16 protein-coding genes and 1 pseudogene are annotated in these 16,569 nt (G+C 66.4%); 8 read left to right on the top strand and 9 right to left on the bottom strand.

Annotated features, from left to right (window positions below):
• Positions 1 to 762, bottom strand: coding sequence for a GntR family transcriptional regulator (locus FHW97_RS06615; protein WP_022678509.1), 762 nt, complete (start codon positions 760 to 762; stop codon positions 1 to 3).
• A 265-nt stretch (positions 763 to 1,027) separates the two neighbouring features.
• On the opposite strand from FHW97_RS06615, the gene FHW97_RS06610 reads away from it, so the two are divergent.
• The 3 genes and pseudogenes from FHW97_RS06610 (at position 1,028) to FHW97_RS06600 (ending at position 2,083) form a co-directional block, all read left to right on the top strand.
• The gene (locus FHW97_RS06610) at positions 1,028 to 1,273 is read left to right on the top strand and encodes a hypothetical protein (RefSeq protein WP_171798445.1); all 246 of its coding nucleotides are present in this window, start codon (positions 1,028 to 1,030) and stop codon (positions 1,271 to 1,273) included.
• A 199-nt stretch (positions 1,274 to 1,472) separates the two neighbouring features.
• Positions 1,473 to 1,766 (top strand): annotated as a pseudogene (locus FHW97_RS06605) (HU family DNA-binding protein); the annotation flags it as partial.
• Between the two features lie 38 nt (positions 1,767 to 1,804).
• Positions 1,805 to 2,083 (top strand): hypothetical protein, encoded by a 279-nt coding sequence (locus FHW97_RS06600; protein WP_171792241.1) that lies wholly within the window; start codon positions 1,805 to 1,807, stop codon positions 2,081 to 2,083.
• Between the two features lie 45 nt (positions 2,084 to 2,128).
• Here FHW97_RS06600 and FHW97_RS06595 read toward each other — a convergent pair whose 3' ends face one another.
• Positions 2,129 to 2,584: a GreA/GreB family elongation factor gene (locus FHW97_RS06595; protein WP_171798444.1), complete on the bottom strand. Its 456-nt coding sequence runs from the start codon at positions 2,582 to 2,584 to the stop codon at positions 2,129 to 2,131.
• A gap of 265 nt (positions 2,585 to 2,849) precedes the next feature.
• Here FHW97_RS06595 and FHW97_RS06590 point away from each other — a divergent pair, with 265 nt between their 5' ends.
• The 4 genes from FHW97_RS06590 to FHW97_RS06575 all read left to right on the top strand — a co-directional run bounded on the left by FHW97_RS06590 (position 2,850) and on the right by FHW97_RS06575 (position 6,242).
• Positions 2,850 to 3,407, top strand: a complete 558-nt coding sequence (locus FHW97_RS06590) for an SOS response-associated peptidase family protein (protein WP_022678514.1) — start codon at positions 2,850 to 2,852, stop codon at positions 3,405 to 3,407.
• 185 nt (positions 3,408 to 3,592) lie between these two features.
• Complete coding sequence (locus tag FHW97_RS06585; protein ID WP_171798443.1) at positions 3,593 to 4,594, top strand: diacylglycerol kinase family protein; 1,002 nt, start codon at positions 3,593 to 3,595, stop codon at positions 4,592 to 4,594.
• Positions 4,591 to 5,484, top strand: coding sequence for a hypothetical protein (locus FHW97_RS06580; RefSeq protein WP_171798442.1), 894 nt, complete (start codon positions 4,591 to 4,593; stop codon positions 5,482 to 5,484). Before FHW97_RS06585 ends, FHW97_RS06580 begins: the two co-directional genes overlap by 4 nt.
• Positions 5,481 to 6,242, top strand: a complete 762-nt coding sequence (locus FHW97_RS06575) for an NTP transferase domain-containing protein (RefSeq protein WP_171798441.1) — start codon at positions 5,481 to 5,483, stop codon at positions 6,240 to 6,242. The genes FHW97_RS06580 and FHW97_RS06575 overlap by 4 nt, the downstream gene beginning before the upstream one ends.
• Here FHW97_RS06575 and FHW97_RS06570 read toward each other — a convergent pair.
• Positions 6,239 to 7,552, bottom strand: a complete 1,314-nt coding sequence (locus FHW97_RS06570; RefSeq protein ID WP_171798440.1) for a lipopolysaccharide biosynthesis protein — start codon at positions 7,550 to 7,552, stop codon at positions 6,239 to 6,241. The two genes, FHW97_RS06575 and FHW97_RS06570, sit on opposite strands and share 4 nt — an antisense overlap.
• Positions 7,549 to 8,736: a hypothetical protein gene (locus FHW97_RS06565; RefSeq protein ID WP_171798439.1), complete on the bottom strand. Its 1,188-nt coding sequence runs from the start codon at positions 8,734 to 8,736 to the stop codon at positions 7,549 to 7,551. Before FHW97_RS06565 ends, FHW97_RS06570 begins: the two co-directional genes overlap by 4 nt.
• Before the next feature lie 188 nt (positions 8,737 to 8,924).
• Here FHW97_RS06565 and FHW97_RS06560 point away from each other — a divergent pair, with 188 nt between their 5' ends.
• Positions 8,925 to 9,365: a DUF2141 domain-containing protein gene (locus tag FHW97_RS06560; RefSeq protein ID WP_062784446.1), complete on the top strand. Its 441-nt coding sequence runs from the start codon at positions 8,925 to 8,927 to the stop codon at positions 9,363 to 9,365.
• Here FHW97_RS06560 and FHW97_RS06555 read toward each other — a convergent pair.
• The 5 genes from FHW97_RS06555 to FHW97_RS06535 form a co-directional block, all read right to left on the bottom strand.
• On the bottom strand, positions 9,354 to 9,926 hold the full coding sequence (locus tag FHW97_RS06555; protein ID WP_216647672.1) for a TetR/AcrR family transcriptional regulator: 573 nt from the start codon (positions 9,924 to 9,926) through the stop codon (positions 9,354 to 9,356). The genes FHW97_RS06560 and FHW97_RS06555 overlap by 12 nt on opposite strands.
• Positions 9,927 to 10,041: 115 nt before the next feature.
• Positions 10,042 to 11,811, bottom strand: a complete 1,770-nt coding sequence (locus tag FHW97_RS06550; protein WP_253941629.1) for a diguanylate cyclase — start codon at positions 11,809 to 11,811, stop codon at positions 10,042 to 10,044.
• A gap of 179 nt (positions 11,812 to 11,990) precedes the next feature.
• On the bottom strand, positions 11,991 to 14,447 hold the full coding sequence (locus FHW97_RS06545; protein ID WP_171798438.1) for a TonB-dependent receptor: 2,457 nt from the start codon (positions 14,445 to 14,447) through the stop codon (positions 11,991 to 11,993).
• A 102-nt stretch (positions 14,448 to 14,549) separates the two neighbouring features.
• Positions 14,550 to 15,221 carry a response regulator transcription factor gene (locus tag FHW97_RS06540; protein WP_253941628.1) on the bottom strand — a complete coding sequence of 224 codons (672 nt, stop codon included), beginning with the start codon at positions 15,219 to 15,221 and terminating at the stop codon, positions 14,550 to 14,552.
• Positions 15,218 to 16,510, bottom strand: a complete 1,293-nt coding sequence (locus tag FHW97_RS06535; protein ID WP_171798437.1) for a sensor histidine kinase KdpD — start codon at positions 16,508 to 16,510, stop codon at positions 15,218 to 15,220. The genes FHW97_RS06540 and FHW97_RS06535 overlap by 4 nt, the downstream gene beginning before the upstream one ends.
• Positions 16,511 to 16,569 lie beyond the last annotated feature (59 nt).

Here is a 16,569-nt window from a genome sequence, read left to right as displayed (position 1 = left end):
TCAGATCTCGCTCAATTCGGCGACCAGGTCATAGGCATCGCCACGGTAATAGCTGTGGGTGATTTCGATCACCCGGCCATCGGGCAGAAACGCCCGGCGTTCGATGAACAGGCACGGATCGCCGGCCGCGATGCCCAGCAGATCGGCCATTTCCGCCGGAAAACCGATCGCGCGCACGCGCTGCAGCGCCCGCACCGGCCTGTGCCCAGCCTGTTGCAAGGCCGTGTAGAGCGAGTTCTCGACCGTCGCGACCGAAGGCAGGCCCCAACCCGGCACCGTGGCGCCTTCAAGCGCCATGGTCACGCCATCGGCGTAACGGATGCGCTGGAAGCGATAGACTTTCGAACCCGGCGACAGGCCCAGCGACAGCGATTCCTCGGGCGTCACGAGCCCTTCGGAACGATCGATCCACTTGTTGCCGGGCTTGCGCCCGCGCGCCATCATGTCTTCCGAAAACGATGACAGCGCCGAAAAGCTCTTTTCCACGCGGCCGCTGCTGGCTTTCTGAAGGTTTTCCGAGACAAAGGTGCCGGCGCCCTGGCGCCTTTCCAGCAAGCCTTCTTCCACCAGGCCATCGATCGCCTTGCGGATGGTGACGCGCGACAGCCCGTATTCCTCGCAAAGGTCCCGCTCGCTGGGCAGAGCGGCGCCGGCGGCAAGGCGACGGCTGTCTACCGCGTGACGAATAAGCTTTTGCAGCCGCATGTAGCGTGGGCCGGCTTCGTTTTCCCGAAGCGCACCAATCTGATCAACGAAGGCCATGGCTCTCCTTTACGCCCAAGCACTACGCTGCCCGGGAACCGAGAACAACAGGGATTTTATCTGTATGGCAATGGTTATGGATTGAACTCACACCCGATCAAGGCGCTGGGCAAGAATCGGGACGTTGTTCGAATGCATACCGGGGCGCGATTCTGTCGTTGGACCAGCGTGATGGCCGCATTTTTCGGTCCGATATGGAAAATTCATGTGTTTGCGTGGCTGACCCCGGATGTGCCGCTGAGCCTGCGCTTGCCTCATATCGCATATGCGCAATCGCGCCGTCATGAAGGCGATACGCAGAACCGTTACAGTTGTTATCGCGTGCCCCAATCCGCTGATCGAGCGGAGCCTGACGATCGGGCCTGCAGCGCAACCTACACATGCGCCAGCCAACCCTGTTTGCGGCAATTTCCGTTGTCGCGTCGGGATATTCGGCAATATCGCTGGCTATCGCCAGGCCTGTGCAGCCTTATGCAAGCGCGCGGACATGCAGGCGCCGAAAGATCGTTAATCTCAGCGCAGGGATTGCTGCCGGGAAACCGGCGTCCTGCGTGCTGCAACGCGTCATGATCTGGCCCTGGCACCAGACAATGCCGGCGCCAGCGTGCCGTAGCGGTGGAAAACGCGCCGGCGAATGAACGCAAACCCATGGTTCTTCGTCTCTCCGCCGATTTACAGCGCGCAAATCAGGCGTTAGGCCCCACGCAGCATTTTGGAGAAACGCTACCATGAACACTACTGAACTTGTCGATGCCGTTGCCGCCAGCCAGGGCATTGCCAAGGCCGAGGTCCGCAAGACGGTCGACGCCGTTTTCGCCGCCATCGCCGAAGCCGCTGCCAAGGGTGAGGAAATCTCGCTGAACGCGTTCGGCAAGTTCAAGGTCAAGGACGTGCCGGCCCGTGAAGGCCGCAATCCCTCGACCGGCGAACCGATCCAGATCGCGGCTTCGCGCAAGCTCAGCTTCGCGCCGGCCAAGGCTCTCAAGGACAAGCTGAACGGCTAATCGCCGCTGCTGGCTTTTTCCCCTCGGAAAGGCGTTTCGTGGATTTCGACGACCAGATGCGCCGCTACTTCGGCGCTGCCGATCCTGCATCGGTAGCGCCAGCGGCACTGGCCGCGGGCATGGAACGCCTTTCCGTGGATTTTGGCCTGGAGCGTGATCCCGGCCGGCGCTTTGCGATGTGGGCGTTGATGCACATCCTGGGCAATGCGCCCGATCTCGACGTGGCCTTTCCCGATCCTGCCGAGCGGGACGCTGCGCGCAACTTCATGGATATGCTGGACCAGCTCCAGGCGCAGGCACCCGCCGACCCCGGTTGAGCGCCGATCGCGCCGCGCAGGCTTTCCCAGCGACGCCGATCAGCTTCACGTGATCTTGACGATCTCCACGGCTTCGGCCTTGCCACCAAAATCCACATATTCGCCCGCTTCGGCGCCCATGATCGCGCGCGCCAGCGGCGCGGAAAACGCCAGCAGGCCTGCCGCTGGGTCGGCCTCGTCGTCGCCGACGAGCGTGACCGTCCGCTCTCGGCCGTTGTGCACCAGCGTGACCGTGGAACCGAACTCCACCACGTCACCGGCCGGCGCAGGCATTACCTGGGCGGTGGCCAGGCGCGTACTCCAATAACGCAGATCGCGGCGCGCGGCCTTGAGCGCCTCCTCATCCTGCAGCGTGGCGATCAATGCCTCCACCTCTGCCACTCTGGCGCTCAATTGCGCCAGGCCACGCGCCGTTACCAGATTGGGCCCAGGCGGAATCGGCCGCTCGAACTTGGGTTCGAGATGCTCGTCATCACTTTCGCGGCGAAACGCAACGCTCATGCCTAGTCCTTGGTCAGCAGGGGTGGGTCTCCCCTCTTGCCCGCTTTGCGCGACAGAGCAAGAGCGGCCACCGCCCCAAGAGCGCAGACCAGAAAAAGCCGGCGGGCAAAAGCAGCAAGCCTTGCCCGCCGGCAGCAGGGTGAAATAGAGTTGCAAGCGTCACAATGCCCTGCGCGCACCGAAAAGGCCAGAGGGGCCAGCAAGCCATTTCTCTGCGTGAAATGCTTGGCGGCATGGCAATGCTGTTTCACAAGGATTGCCAGCCATGTCACTCGCCTATGTTCTCGATGCCCCGGCCCATGCTATTGCCCAGGCGCTGGCGGCCGACGCCAACGGCGATGTCTGGACCGGTGGCGCGGTGAACCCGGGCGGCTATGCCCCGGTGGTGGTGCGTGGCCGCGATGGTCGGCGGCGCCTGGTGCCGCGCCAATGGGGCGTGCCACCACCACCTCGCGGGCAGCACGTGGTGACGACGGTGCGCAATGTGGAAAGCCCGTTCTGGATCGGCACTTTGCGCCATCCCGAGATGCGCTGCCTGGTGCCGGCCACGCATTTTCGCGCAGGCGGCGCACGGCGGTGGTGGCGATCGCCCGATGCGCCGATCATGGCCTTTGCCGGCATCTGGCGCGATTCCGAAGTGCCCAGCTTTGCCATCCTGACCGTTGGTGTCGACGCGCTATCGGGCCCAGCCAATCCCCCCGCCTCCGTCCCCCTGCTGCTGACGGCGCCGCAACAGGCGCGCTGGCTGGCGCAAGGCTGGAAGGAGGTGGACACGCTGGTCCAGGCGCTTCACCCCGATCGGATCATGCCACTGGGCGATTGAGCGGCGGCTGCTTTTTACGAACCGTACCCAAGCCTGCCTTACGCGCCCGCCTATTTTGCACCGAATAACAGTTTTTTTTGGAAACTGATCTTGGCTTTGCGCGTTGGCGACACCATTGGAGTTTTTACGGACCGTCATGTCAAAGCGCTGCGCCACTGGCGCGGTGCGCATTCTATCGAGCGGAAATGAGACAGGAATTCAATCAACACGGCGGGGTGGCGATCATCCGCGCCAAGGATTTTGCCCCCACCGAAGTCAGCCGCCCGGTGCCCCGCGTAGGCGTGGTGAGCAATCCGCGCAGCCACCGCAACAACGGCGGCTCACGCCCGACCGAACTGCCCGAGGCCGTCGTGTTCAAGCGCGAACCCTCATCGCGCAACGAACTGGTCAGCATCATCACCCAGTTTGCCAACGAAGGCGTCGAACTGATTGTAATCGATGGCGGCGATGGCACCGTACGTGATGTCTTGAGCGTGGCGCACATGGTGTATCGCGGGGCACTGCCGCGCGTGGCGGTGATCCCCTCGGGCAAGACCAACGCGCTGGCGTTCGATCTGGCCTTGCCCGCGCACTGGAGCCTGGGCGACGCGATCCGGGCGCACATGGAAAACCGGGTCGCCGACCGCGCGCCAGTGCATATTCACTGGAACAACAATGCCCTGCCCGACCAGCTCGGCTTCATCTTTGGCCTGGGCGTGTTCAGCCGCGCAACGTTGCTGGCGCAGCGCGTGCACCGCAAGGGCATGTTCAACGCCATCGCGGTGGCAATGACCGTGCTGATGGCCTTGCTGAAGAGCCTGTTCGGTGGGCCGCGCAACAGCTGGCGCCGTGGCGACATGGCGCGGGTGTCGCGCGATGGCGTGGAGATCTTTGCCGAACGCGTCTATCTCATGCTGGCCTCGACCTTGCGGCAGATGCCGGTGGGCCTGCGCCCGTTCGGTCGCATCCGCGACGGGCTCAAGTTCCTTACCGTCAAGGCCCCACCCCGTGCCCTGCACCGCAATTTCCTCGCGGTGATCAAGGGACGGGAATCGCCGGCATTGGAAGCAGATGGCTATATCCGCCGCGATGCGGACAAGGTCTATCTCTCGCTCGACCGGGGCTTCATCCTTGATGGCGAGCAGTTTCCGGGCGGCAATCTGATCATCAGCCGGGGCCGGCCGATCCAGTTCGTGGTTCCGGCATGAGCCTGAACCAGGCGGTGGCGGCCAGCCTCGCACAACCGGCAAAGCCAGAGATCGTGGCGGCGGCCCGGCAGGTCTGCGCCCGGCTCGGTGGCGATGCCGTGCTGTTTTATGGATCGAACCTGCGGCGTGACGATCTGGAGGGGCTGGTTGATTTCTATGTCCTCCATCGCCGCCCGGCGCGCGGCTTGGCGGCGCTGATCTGGCCCGACGTTGGCTATCATGAAATCGGTCTTGGCGCCGTCACCGTGCGGGCCAAGGTCGCGGTCATGTCCCTGGCGCAATTTCGCCGGGCGGCGCGCGGCGAAAGCATCGATACGACGGTATGGGCGCGGTTCTGCCAGCCTGCCCGGCTGCTGGTGGCCAGCGATCGTGCCATGGCTGCTGCGGTCACCCAGGCGGTGGCCGATGCTATTGCCACGGCCGCTCGCTTTGCCCTGGCGCTTGGCCCAGGCCAAGGCCCGGCGCAAGCCTGGTGGCGGGCGCTGTTCCGCCAGACCTATCGCGCCGAACTGCGGGTGGAACCGCCATCTCGCAGCGACGCCATCCTCTCGGCCGATCCAGCCCACTTTGCCACGATACTGCCGCTTGCCTGGGCCAGCCAGGGCATCCTGCTGTCTGGCAGCGGCGCGGCCTGGCAACCGGAAGTACCGCAAGGACAGCGCCGCCGCTGGCAGCGCGCCTGGCGGTTGCGCCGCGCGCTGGGCAAGCCGCTCAACGCCCTGCGCCTGGTCAAGGCTGCCTTCACGTTCGAAGGTGCCGCCCGCTATGCCTTGTGGAAGATTGAACGGCATTCCGGCCTGCGTCTGGCGCTGACACCATGGCGCGAACGCCACCCGATCCTGGCCGCACCGGGCGTGCTGTTGCGGCTATGGCAGGCGCGGCGCGCATGACGGCATTTTCCGCCCTGATCCTGGCTGGCGCGCGCGGGCCGGACGACCCCGTTGCCGCCAGCGAGGGTCTGCCGGCCAAGGCGCTGGTTCCGGTGGCCGGTGTGCCAATGCTCGCGCGCGTGATCGCGGCGGTGCGCGCCGCCGGAGCCGGGCGCGTGGCGGTCGCTGCGTCTGATCCGGCCGTCGCGGCCCTGGCGCAGGAACTGGGCTGCGAACTGGTGTCGGCAGCCCACGGCCCCAGTGAAAGCGCCGCGCGCGGCTTTGCCTTGCTGGGTGCGCCGATGCTGTTGACCACGGCCGATCATGCGCTGTTGCAACCAGCATGGGTTGCCGATTTTCGCGCGGCGGTATCGCGCGATGCCGATGTCTCGGTGCTTTTGGCGCGGCGCGACGTGGTGGAGGCGGCCGTCCCCGAAACCCAGCGCACCTGGCTGCGCTTTGCCGACGGGCAATGGTCGGGCTGCAACCTGTTTCACTTTGCCACGCCCCGCGCCGCGGCCGCGTTTGCGCTATGGCAGGCGGTGGAGCGCAACCGCAAGCGGCCGTGGCGGATCGTCTGGCGCCTCGGCCCCCGGCTTCTGCTGCGCTATGCGCTGGGGCAGCTGTCGCTCACCGAGGCGATGGCCACTTTGGGCGAGCGGGCTGGACTGAGGGTGGAAGCGGTCGCCAGTCCCCACGGGCTGGCGGCTGTCGATGTCGACAAGCCGGCCGATCTGGTGCTGGCACGGCGGATCGCCGGCCGACTTGGCTCAGCCTAGGCCGCTGCTTCGTCCAACCCGTGATGCATGGCATAATGCCACAAGACCGCGCCCAACAACACGCTTGCCGCCACCGATCCGGCGAACACGCTGATACTGGCGCCCAGGGCTCCGATCTGGGGCAGCAGCACCAGCATCAGGCCAAGTTGCAGCGCCACGGCCGCAGCCCGCGCCACAGTGGCCGACAGCGCGCGATGCACCGAGAGCAGGATCGGCTCGAACGCGGCGGCGGCCAGCTCGATCGCGCCGGCCCCGGCCAGCCACAAGAGATAGACATATCCTGCACCGAACGCGTGCCCGCCCACGGCCATCAACAGATTACGGCCCGCCAGCGCCACCAGCGCCATCACGGCGCCGGCCGCCAGCAAGCCAGCCAGGCCGACGCGCAGCACCCCGGCGCGAAAGTGCGCGCGCGACGCGGTACGGATCGACCGGACGATTTCGGGAAAGGCGGCCCGCGTGAGCAGGATGGAAATCTTGGACAGGGCATTGGCCAGTTGCGCCGCAAGGCGAAAGGCCCCCGCCGCCTCGGCTCCGACGAAGCCGCCGACCAACAGCAGCGGCGCCTGCCGGGCGGCAAGGCCCAGAGTCGATTGTCCGTTGGTGCTGATCAGCACGCGACCGATCCCCGGATTTTCCGCGCGCGCCTGGCGCCAGCCATGGCGCACCCGCAGCAATCCGCGCACGTCACCGGTTTGCGCCGCCAAGGCCCAGGTTGCGGCCAAGGTCAACAGTTCGGCGATGGCCCAGGCCAGCAGGAAGCCGGCCAATTCCGGCCAAAGCCATTGTGCCAGCGTCGCCCCGACCAGGCGGCCGATTGGTTGCACGCTATCGGCAAGGGCCGCCAGGCGGAACCGATCACGCATGCGCAGAATGCCCGTGGGGGTGGAGCGCAAGGTGATCAGCTGCACCACAGCATAACCGATGGCATAGGGCACCACAGCGGCATCCATGCCGAACGGCGCCGGCCAGAGGGAAAACAGTGCAATCACCAGGGCAATGCCCAGGCCGGCGCTGCAGACTTCGATCAGCGCGGCGGCCTGTTCCAGGCGCCAGGTGGCTGCGTTGTCGCCGGCCGCCTCGTGATCGAGGCCATACTGCACGACCACTTTCCACGTTTCGAAGCTGACCAGCATGGCCAGCGTCTGGGCGGTGCCCGTGATCAGGGCAAAGCGGCCGAAATCAGCCAGCCCCAGCGTGCGCGTCGCCATGCCTATATAGACGAGCGAGAGCACGGCCATCAGCGCGTTGCTGGCCAGGAGCCAGCCCAGATTGGCCAGCACCGCGCGCAGCCGCGATCGCGCCGTCACGCCTGGGGTCCGATCGCGCCGCGCCCGGCGGCCAGGTCGCGCAAGGCCTGCGCCGCGCGTTGCACGGCCGGATGGCCCGCCTGATGCGAGACCGTGTCGGCAAAGATCGCCTCTTGTGTGGCGCGAAAGGCATCATGGCGCTGCCATGCGCCAGGGATCAGCGCTGCCAGGCCCGCCGCATCGCGCGCCACGTCGCCAGCCTGCCAGGCCGGATAGGCCCCCTCGCGCGATCGTGGATCGTGCGAGAACGCATCGAGGAACAGCAGCGGCCGGGGTCGGACCAGGAATTCGTACACCTGGCTCGATACGTCGCCGATGTAGGCATGCGCGGCCAACGTATAGGTCATGTCGACCAGCGCGGCGCTGCCGGTATCGATCAGGATATTGGCTGCGCTCTGCCAATGCGGGGCGATATCCGGGCGCAGGCGCGCGGTGCGGTATTCCAGCGATACATGAAGTTTCTTGGCAAACAGCATGATATGCGGGGCAAAAATCAGATTGTACGCCTGCCCCGCTGGGCTGGCGAACCAGTCCAGCAGCGCCGGGCCATGATCATACCAGCTCGACAGCAGCGGATCGAAGTGCGGGTTATAGACCAGCACGGGATTGCCGTTGGGGAACAGGTGTTTGGACTGGGCAAGATCGATCGTGTCGAACTTGGGGTAGCCAATCACGCGCAGTCGCTCGGCCGGGGCGACGCCGCGCGCCACCATCTCGCGCGCGGTCTTTTGACCACTCACCAGGATCAGGTCGAACCCGCCCTTTTCCGGATGATAGGACACCATGCGATCGCCTGCACCGTGGGGCACATAGGCAAACAGCGCCTTGCCCCGCCCTTCGCGGATGGAGAGACACGTGCGTTCTGCACTGACCACCACACGCGCCGCGTTGATCCGCCCGGCATGATGGCGCAGCCGCATCAGCCGCCGTACCGGCGCCACCTTGTTGGGCAGTGCCAGCGCGGCTTCCAGCCACCCCGGCAACGCCATGTCATACCACGCCACCTGCCCCGCTGCCGAGCGGAGGATGCTTTCCACGCGCGCGCGGATGGCCGGCGTGGCTACCGCGCAGGTGACGGTGCGGCCATCGGCACCCGTCTTCACCATCGCGCGCGCGATGCCGGCAATATGCGCCACCTGGTGCGGGGCATCGTGGTTGAACAGAAACAGAATGTCGTCCGCCATGGGCTGGCGGTCACCCAATTCCGGGCGAATTGCAACTCTTTCCCGCCGGGCAAGAGCATGCCCACCGCCCCCATCAGACAGGAGAAGCGAACGTGCCAACAACGCCATGGGTATGGGCGGGCGCCACAGTGTTCCTCGCGTTTTTGCCGCTGAGCGCACTTGCGCAGACACCCGCCACGCCACCGGCAATGCCAGCAGCGCAAAGCCGCACACCCGACCGGGAATGCCTTCCGGGACAACCCTCACTCACCGTAGAGGTCAGCGGCTTTATCAACGACAAGGGGACGGTGCGCGCCCAGCTTTACGGGCCGGGTGGCGCGCGCTTTCTCGACAAGGGGCAATGGGCGATGCGGATCGAGCAGCGTCGCCATGGTGGTGGTCCGATCCGCTTTTGCTTTCCGATCAGCCAACCGGGCGACTATGCCGTGGCGGTGCGCCACGATGCCAACGCCAACGGCAAATCCGATTGGAACGATGGTGGCGGTTTTACCCGTAATCCGCATCTCTCGGTGTTCAAGTTGAAGCCCGCGTTTGCCGCCACGGCCGTGGCCATCACCAACCGGCCGATCAGCGTGCCGGTCATCATGCAGTATCGCAAAGGGCTGATGATTGGGCCATCAGGCCGGTGACGGCGCCAATTGTGCGGGCAAGACTAGGCGCACCAGGTCGGCTGCATCGGGGCTGGCCAGAAACGTGAGTGCCGGGGCATAGGCGATCTCGAACAAGAGCGCGCCGAGGGTTTCCGGCTGCGCCGGACCACCGGGGAAGCGTTGCCGCAGATAGCCGCCAAGTTCGCGCCAGCCCCGTCGCACGATTTCCTCAAGCCGCTCAAGGCAGGGCGATCCGGGCGGCGAGGTGCGCGCCAGTTCCAGCACCGACAGGGACCATCCGCCATGGCGCGAACGCTCCTGCGCCCAGGCGGCTACCACGTCCACCACCCCGGCGGCATCGGTGGCGCCGTCAAGGTCGGCCAGCAAATCGCCAAGGCTGCGAAGCGCTTCGGCGCTCAACACTTCGAGATAGATCGCTTCCTTGCTGTCGAAATTGGAATAGACCGCGCCCTTGGTGAAGCCGGCCGCATCGGCAATGCGTTCGAGCGAGGTGATCGCATAGCCATCGCGCCGAAACAGATCGGTTGCCGCCTGCAGCAGCCGTTCGCGCGTACGCGCCTGGCTTTCGCTGCGCTTCAATCGGGCCAAACTCGTTATCCCCTCTTGGTCCACGTCTGGCGCGGTTCACGTCGCCAGGAACCGAGGATTAAGCGGAGCCAAGCCGGCTAGGCAAGGCCCTCGCCCAAAAACAGCGTCAGTCGCTGATGCCGATGCGGATCGGCATCGCGGCGTCATCGCCTTCGGGATAGATCACGTCGGGCGCGATCACCACGCGGTTGCGGCCCTGGTGCTTGGCCGCATAGAGCGCGGCATCGGCGGTGCGATAGAGCGCGGCGAAATCGTCTCCAGGCCGTGCCATGGCCACGCCCACGCTCACCGTTACCTGCCCACGCCCGAAAAACGGGGAATGGTCGCAATCACCCAGCCCCGTGCGCACGCTTTCGGCGAGTTGCAGGGCGGCAAAGCGGCCCATGCCGGTGGCGAGCAAGGCAAACTCCTCTCCGCCCAGGCGCGCTGTCACGCACATTGCCCCATCCCAACGCGCGAGCCGCCGCGCCAGGGTTACCAGCACGACATCGCCGGCGTCGTGGCCATGGGCGTCGTTGATCGCCTTGAAGCGGTCGACATCGAGCAGCAGGAGCGCCACACCCTGGCTATCGTCCAACACCGCGTCTGGCGCCTGGGTTACACGGTCGAGCAGCGGGGTGATCGCGTCGGTGAAACCACGGCGATTGCGCAACCCGGTCAGCGGATCGCGCCGGGCCTGCTCCTGCGCTGCTGCTTCAGCAACGAGGGCGCGGTCACGCTCGATCCGCATGCCCATGAAGCGCCGGGTGGCCGCAACCGACAGCCACACCGTCTGCCAGGCCGATGCGGCCAGGACCAGCATCTGCGACCCCCCGCCCCATACGGCATGACTGAAATCCACGACCGACGACAGGCCGAGCGCCAGCATCGGCACAGCCCATGCGCCGACAAACGCGCGCGCGGCGCTGCTGCCCCGCCGCCATGCGGTGATCAGGCACGATCCGGCCAGAACCAGCAGCAGCAAGACCAGGAAGCCCAGTGCATTGGCCCAGAATTCCAGCGGGCCGCTGCGCATCAGGCTGAGCGGCACGCCAAGCAGTGCCGTGGCGAGCGCGACCACACGGGTGGTGCGGCCCAGCCAGCGCGGCACGTGCCCCGGATCGATCGCGGTAAGCAGGCTGTAGGTGGCCAAGAGGGTAGCCAGGCACGACAGCGCCGTGCAGATCTGCGCCGAAACGACCCCGGCCAGCCCCGGAAAGAAGAACAGGTGAAATTGCGACCACATCGCCCCCCAGGCGACCATGCAGGTGGCCCAGGCGCCCTGCCAGGCCGGGAATTGCCGTCGCACCGCGAAGGCGAGCCCGAAATTGTAGACCGCTCCCAACGCCAGCAGCATCAGCATCGCGCCGATCATGCTGGCCATGGCCGTGGCCTGGATCTGCGCCTGGCCGCCATCGATCAGGCGCATGCGCAGCATCGGTGCCGATGCCACCCGGTCGAATCGCAAGACCACGCCAACCAGCGCGGCATCGCGCTGCGGCGGAACGAACGCGATCTGGCCACCCAGGCGCCAGTTCGCGCCATAGGCACCGCGCGCCACCTCCTGCCAATCGGCGGTACCATCGCGATAGAAAAAGCCCACGTGCAGCGCATCGAACCGCGAGGAATGGACCATCAGCACCGGCGTTGGCCCGGCCTGCGCCAGAGTTTGCGCGTTAACCTTGAGCCAGAGGCTGGCGCGTTGGTAATCGCGCGGCTCGCCATGGCAGGAAAAGCTCGTGGGCAGGGTGGCGTCGTGGCCCGGTGCTGGCGTGGCCCCCGTGGCATGGCAGGCATTTTCCAAGGTAATCCATTGGTCAGGCGCGCCAGCCAGGGCCGGCTGTGCCACCGCCAGAGCCAGGCAAGACAAGATCAGCCGCACCGCACGCCCCAGCATGCGCCGCCCCCCATCCATCACTGCGTCCAAACCACTCATACGGCGACATTTACCACAAATACCTATGTAAATGATTACCGGATTGAAAACCGGCCCGACGCGGGGCGCGCGCCGGGCCGGCGGGATGGCAACTGGCCCATTTTTGGGGGGAAGGCCGGTTGCCGGGGGGCCGGGAAAGCCTAGAAATGCAGGCGGGCGCCCACCTGGAGCGAGCGGGGCGCGCCGGGCGCGAAGAACGTCGATTGCAGCAAAGGCCGTTCGCCATCGATCACTGGGCCGGCAAAGGGCCGTGACACCACCCTGCCCTGCGCATCGAAGGCGGTGGCGCCGAGTTGTGCGGCGCTGGCATAATCCTTGTCGAACAGGTTGCGGACCATGGCAAAGATCGTCAGCCCGGTGCGGGGACGAACTTCTCCCCCAAGATTGAACAGCGCATACGGGGCTGTTCCTCCGGGGCCGAGATAATAGGTGCCATCCGCCTGGTGGGCATTGTTTTCATTGCCGCGGGCAAAGGCACTGGAAACGGCCACCATGTCGAGGTTGAGTGAGAGCCACGGCGTGGCCTCCCAACCCACCGCCGCTTTCACCGTGTGGCGTGGCAACAGGGGAATGCGATTGCCCGGCTGGATCGCGATCGTACCGTCAAAGCCCGGCCCGGCACCATCGTTGCTGCTGTTGCCCGAACCGTTGACCACCTCGCTCGACCGATAGGTGGCATCGAGCAGCGTATAGCTTGCCGAAAAGGTGAAGCCGCGCAGCCGGGCATCTGCCGACAGTTCCAGGCCCTGGCGCCGCGTCTTGCCGAAATTGCGGAAGTAGCCATAGCCCGAGGCATCGTTGGCCACGAACAGGATATCGTCGCTGCTGTCGGTGCGGAACAGCGCGGCGTGGACATGGCCCCAGGCATTGCCGCGATCGAGGCGGATTTCCATCGTGCGGGCAATGACCTGGCGCAGCGGAGGATCGCCGGCGAGAGCGTTGGGCAAGCGGCATGGGCTGGCCGGGTCGGAACAACCCAGTTCGATGGCCGAAGGGGCGCGGCTGGCCTGGCTCCACGACAGGGCGAGCGTCGTGCCGTCAGCCGCCTTGCCGGTGAGCGTAACCGCCGGGTTGAGGCGATGATAGACCGGGTTGCTGTCGAGCGAGCCGGTGCCGCCGCCCGGAGTGATTGCATCGCGGTTGCGCACCGCCACCCGATCATAGCGCGCGGCCAGGTCGAGGGTAAGCCGCTGGCCAAGCCCGACACGGTCAAGCGCATAGGCCGACAGCGCCGTGGTGCGGCTGCGCAGATCGACCCTGGCATCAAAGGCATTTTCGGAATCCTGCGTGCCATCGGCAAAGGCGCCCGGCCCAGACACCGGCATCACCGTGCGATCAGGCAGGATATAGCCGAACTGGCTGCTTTGCGTGAAATGCGCGGTGCTGCCGATATAGGATGCACCCAGCGTCAGGTCGTGGGCAATCGGCCCCGTAGTGAAGCGGCCCGATGCCTCCAGCGTTGCGCCCCATTCGCTTTGCCGGGTTTGCGAGCGGTTGATCAGGCCATCGCATTTCTCGTTCGGCTCGGTGTTGAGCAGCACGTTAGCAATGCAGCGCCATTGGGGAAACGGCGTATTGGCCTGGGTTTCGCCGGCAACGGGAAAGCCGGTATAGCCGGCGCTGGTGAGGGCCGCCTGTTCAGCCGCATTGGGCTGATAGAGGTTTTCGCCCAAGGCATCATCATTGACGTCGCCATTGTACGTCTGCGTGCGCAGATGGCGCCAGAAAGCGTTGCCGCGCAGATGCAGCCCGCTGTCCAGGCGGGTTTCGCCATTGAGCACGACCATGCCCATGCGATTGCGGGTATTGTCGGGCGCGGTATAGACGCTGCGCCGATCCGCAGCGAGCAGGCGCATTTCCTGAAGGCCATTGCCGTTGAGGTTGGTATCGGCAAAGTGGCCCGCCAGCGATACCGACGATGCCGCATCGCTCCACCCCAATTTGGCCAGGGCCCGGCTGGCGCGCGAGCGCGAGAGATCGCGCCACCCATCCTCGCGGAAATGGTCGGCGGCGACGTACCAGTCCAGCCCACCGGGCAGAACGCCGCCGGCCTGGGCGCTGCCGGTCACGCGACCGAATGCACCGCCGCTGGCCTCCAGCGTGACGCCGGGATCGCTCTTGCCGCTCTTGGTGCGCAGAACCAGCGCACCGCCCAGGGCATTGCGGCCGAATTGCGGGGCCGCGCCCGATACCAGATCGATATCAGCCACCGCCACGGTGGGAATCAGATCCCAGCTGACCACGTCACCGAACGGCTGGTTGACGCGCACCCCATCGAGATAGACCGAAAGCCCCTGCGCCGTGCCGAGCAGCGGCGAGGCAGTGAGGCCGCGATAGTTCACATCGGGTTGCAGCGGATTGCCCTGCACGTCGTTGATCGTGACGCCGGGTGCCGTGCGGGCCAGATGCTCGGCCACGCTTACCGCCTGGGTAGCCTGTAGTGCCCTGGCATTGCCCACTTCCGGCGCTTCACCCGCCAACGGCGTGGCGCGCACGATAATGTCAGGCCCCGTCGCGGTCGTATCCTGCGCTTGTGCCGGCATCGCCAGGCACAGGCACGATGCACCCGCGCAGAACCAGCCCCTCATGTCCCGCATCACGCTCTCCCTGTTTTTCAACATAAAGGCCGTAACAGGATGAAACGCCAATAACCTGAGCGAACGCTCAGACTGACCCAAGGTATGAGACGGTGCTGGCGCCTATTCCGGCAAAGTCAGGCGAAAACCCCGGCCGCGAACGGCGGCAATGCCCAAGCCGCAGGGGCCAAGCCGCTTGCGCAGCGCACTGACCGCCACATCGACGGCGTTGTCGGTGATCACGGCATCGGCGCCCCACACCCGATCGATCAGCGCGGTCCGATCCACCACCTCACCCCGGGCCAGCGCCAGTTCGGCCAGCAACGCCAGGCTACGCGGCTCCAGGGCCAGCGCGGTGCCGTGCCAGGCGGCTGTGCCGGCGGCGCGATCGATGGAAAGGCCCTGCCAGGTGATCGGCGGCGGCAGCAATTGCCCGGCGCGGCGCACCAGCACGCCCACCCGGGCGGCCAGTTCGGCAAAGGCAAAGGGCTTGGCCAGGTAATCGTCGGCGCCGGCGTCAAACCCTTCCAGCCTGTCATCAAGCGCTGTGCGCGCTGTGAGCATAAGGATCGGCATGGCATGTCCGGCGGCGCGGATCTGGCGGCACAGCGCCAGGCCATCGGCATCGGGCAGGCCGATATCGAGAATGACCGTGGCCATCTGCTCGCGCACCAGGGCGTCGAGCACGCCCGCCCCCTGGCGCAGCCACCGCACGCCAAGGCCGCGGCCGCCCAGGCCCTGGACGATCGCCCGGCCAATGCCGGCATCGTCTTCCACCAGCAGGACCAGGCTCATGCCGCGCCATCCTGCAAGGGCAGGCGAAAACGGATCGCGCACCCGCCATCGGGCTGGTTTGCTGCCTGCACGCTGCCACCATGGCGCTCTGCCACCCAGCGGGCCAGGGCCAGGCCCAGCCCACTGCCTCCACGCTGCCGGCCTTCGTGGGTCTGGTAATAGGCATCGAAAATACGCGGCAGTTCGGCCTCCATCACCCCTGGACCGCGATCGTGGATCACCACCTCAGCCACGCCATCAGCGGGCATCAGCGTGACGCAAAGAGCCGAATCCATTGGCGAAAACTTGATACCGTTTTCGATCACCGCCAGCAGCGCCTGGCGCAGCCAGCGGGCATCGCCCATCATCGGCAGGGGGCAGGCCGGGGCGGCAAGCGCCATTGCCACATCGACGCTTGCCGCATAGGGCCGCGCCGCCGCCACGGCCTCGGCCACCACCTTCCCAAGATCGAACGGCGCGCTCGCCAGGGCCAAGCGCCCATCGTCTGCGGCAGCAAGGCCAAGCAGTTCGTCGATGCGGTGGGTAAGGAAACCGGCCTGCGCCACGATGTGCCCCAGCGTTTCGCGCAAGAGGTGTGGATCGGCATCGGGCTGGTCCAGCGCCACTTCGGCGGCGCTGCGCACTGCGGCCACCGGGGTGCGCAATTCGTGGCTGACCTTGGCAAAGAACAGGCGGCGTGACGCGTCGACGGCGGCGATGCGGGCAGTGCGCGCCTGGACCATGGCCGCCAGCGCGCGGTTGCTACGCCACAGCAGCCAGGCCCCGCAGGCCGCGCAGGCCAGGGCGACGGCGGCGAGCAAGCCGGCCAGGACCATGCTGCGCTGCCCGGCGCGGGCCAGCGCCCTGCGCCCGGCCTGAAGCTCGCCATTTTCCTGGCCATCGATCGTGCGGGCCAGCGCTTCCAACCGCATTTGCGCGCCGGGCGTGCGGGCAAGCTGCACCAAGGCATCGGCACGGATCTGCTCTCGCGTTAGTGTCGGGCCGCGCGCCAGACCTACTTCTTCGGCTACCAGCGCACGATAATCGGCCAAGGCCCGTTCGAGCGCGGGGCCCTGCCCCGCTGGGGCGAGCGCGACGATCCGCGCGACAACGGCCGCCTGCCGCTCCGACAGGCTGGCCTGTGTGAATTGGCGGTTGGCGCCGCGCGCGCTGATGGCAAAGGCCACGACCAGCCCGGCGAGCGCTGCTACCAGCAGGGCAAACAGCAATGCCGCCACGCGTGCGCGCCAGGCCAGGCGGGTATCGGCCGCGTCATGGCCAGCAGCGGGCGCGGCAACAGAGTGAACCATGCCGCCATCATCGCGGGGGCTGGCGGAAAAGCCAAGCCCCCGCAACGATCGGCACGACG

Origin of the sequence: Novosphingobium sp. SG754 (genome assembly GCF_013149315.1) — a bacterium.
Taxonomy (GTDB): domain Bacteria; phylum Pseudomonadota; class Alphaproteobacteria; order Sphingomonadales; family Sphingomonadaceae; genus Novosphingobium; species Novosphingobium capsulatum.
This window is presented reverse-complemented; position numbering and strand designations above follow the sequence as displayed.

Coding starts and splice junctions, on each gene's coding strand:
- FHW97_RS06615 (WP_022678509.1), bottom strand. CDS start 762: ATGGCCTTCGTTGATCAGATTGGTGCGCTTCGGGAAAACGAAGCCGGC.
- FHW97_RS06590 (WP_022678514.1), top strand. CDS start 2,850: ATGTCACTCGCCTATGTTCTCGATGCCCCGGCCCATGCTATTGCCCAG.
- FHW97_RS06595 (WP_171798444.1), bottom strand. CDS start 2,584: ATGAGCGTTGCGTTTCGCCGCGAAAGTGATGACGAGCATCTCGAACCC.
- FHW97_RS06565 (WP_171798439.1), bottom strand. CDS start 8,736: ATGGCGGACGACATTCTGTTTCTGTTCAACCACGATGCCCCGCACCAG.
- FHW97_RS06580 (WP_171798442.1), top strand. CDS start 4,591: ATGAGCCTGAACCAGGCGGTGGCGGCCAGCCTCGCACAACCGGCAAAG.
- FHW97_RS06610 (WP_171798445.1), top strand. CDS start 1,028: ATGCGCAATCGCGCCGTCATGAAGGCGATACGCAGAACCGTTACAGTT.
- FHW97_RS06575 (WP_171798441.1), top strand. CDS start 5,481: ATGACGGCATTTTCCGCCCTGATCCTGGCTGGCGCGCGCGGGCCGGAC.
- FHW97_RS06535 (WP_171798437.1), bottom strand. CDS start 16,510: ATGGTTCACTCTGTTGCCGCGCCCGCTGCTGGCCATGACGCGGCCGAT.
- FHW97_RS06545 (WP_171798438.1), bottom strand. CDS start 14,447: ATGCGGGACATGAGGGGCTGGTTCTGCGCGGGTGCATCGTGCCTGTGC.
- FHW97_RS06550 (WP_253941629.1), bottom strand. CDS start 11,811: ATGCTGGGGCGTGCGGTGCGGCTGATCTTGTCTTGCCTGGCTCTGGCG.
- FHW97_RS06560 (WP_062784446.1), top strand. CDS start 8,925: ATGCCAGCAGCGCAAAGCCGCACACCCGACCGGGAATGCCTTCCGGGA.
- FHW97_RS06585 (WP_171798443.1), top strand. CDS start 3,593: ATGAGACAGGAATTCAATCAACACGGCGGGGTGGCGATCATCCGCGCC.
- FHW97_RS06540 (WP_253941628.1), bottom strand. CDS start 15,221: ATGAGCCTGGTCCTGCTGGTGGAAGACGATGCCGGCATTGGCCGGGCG.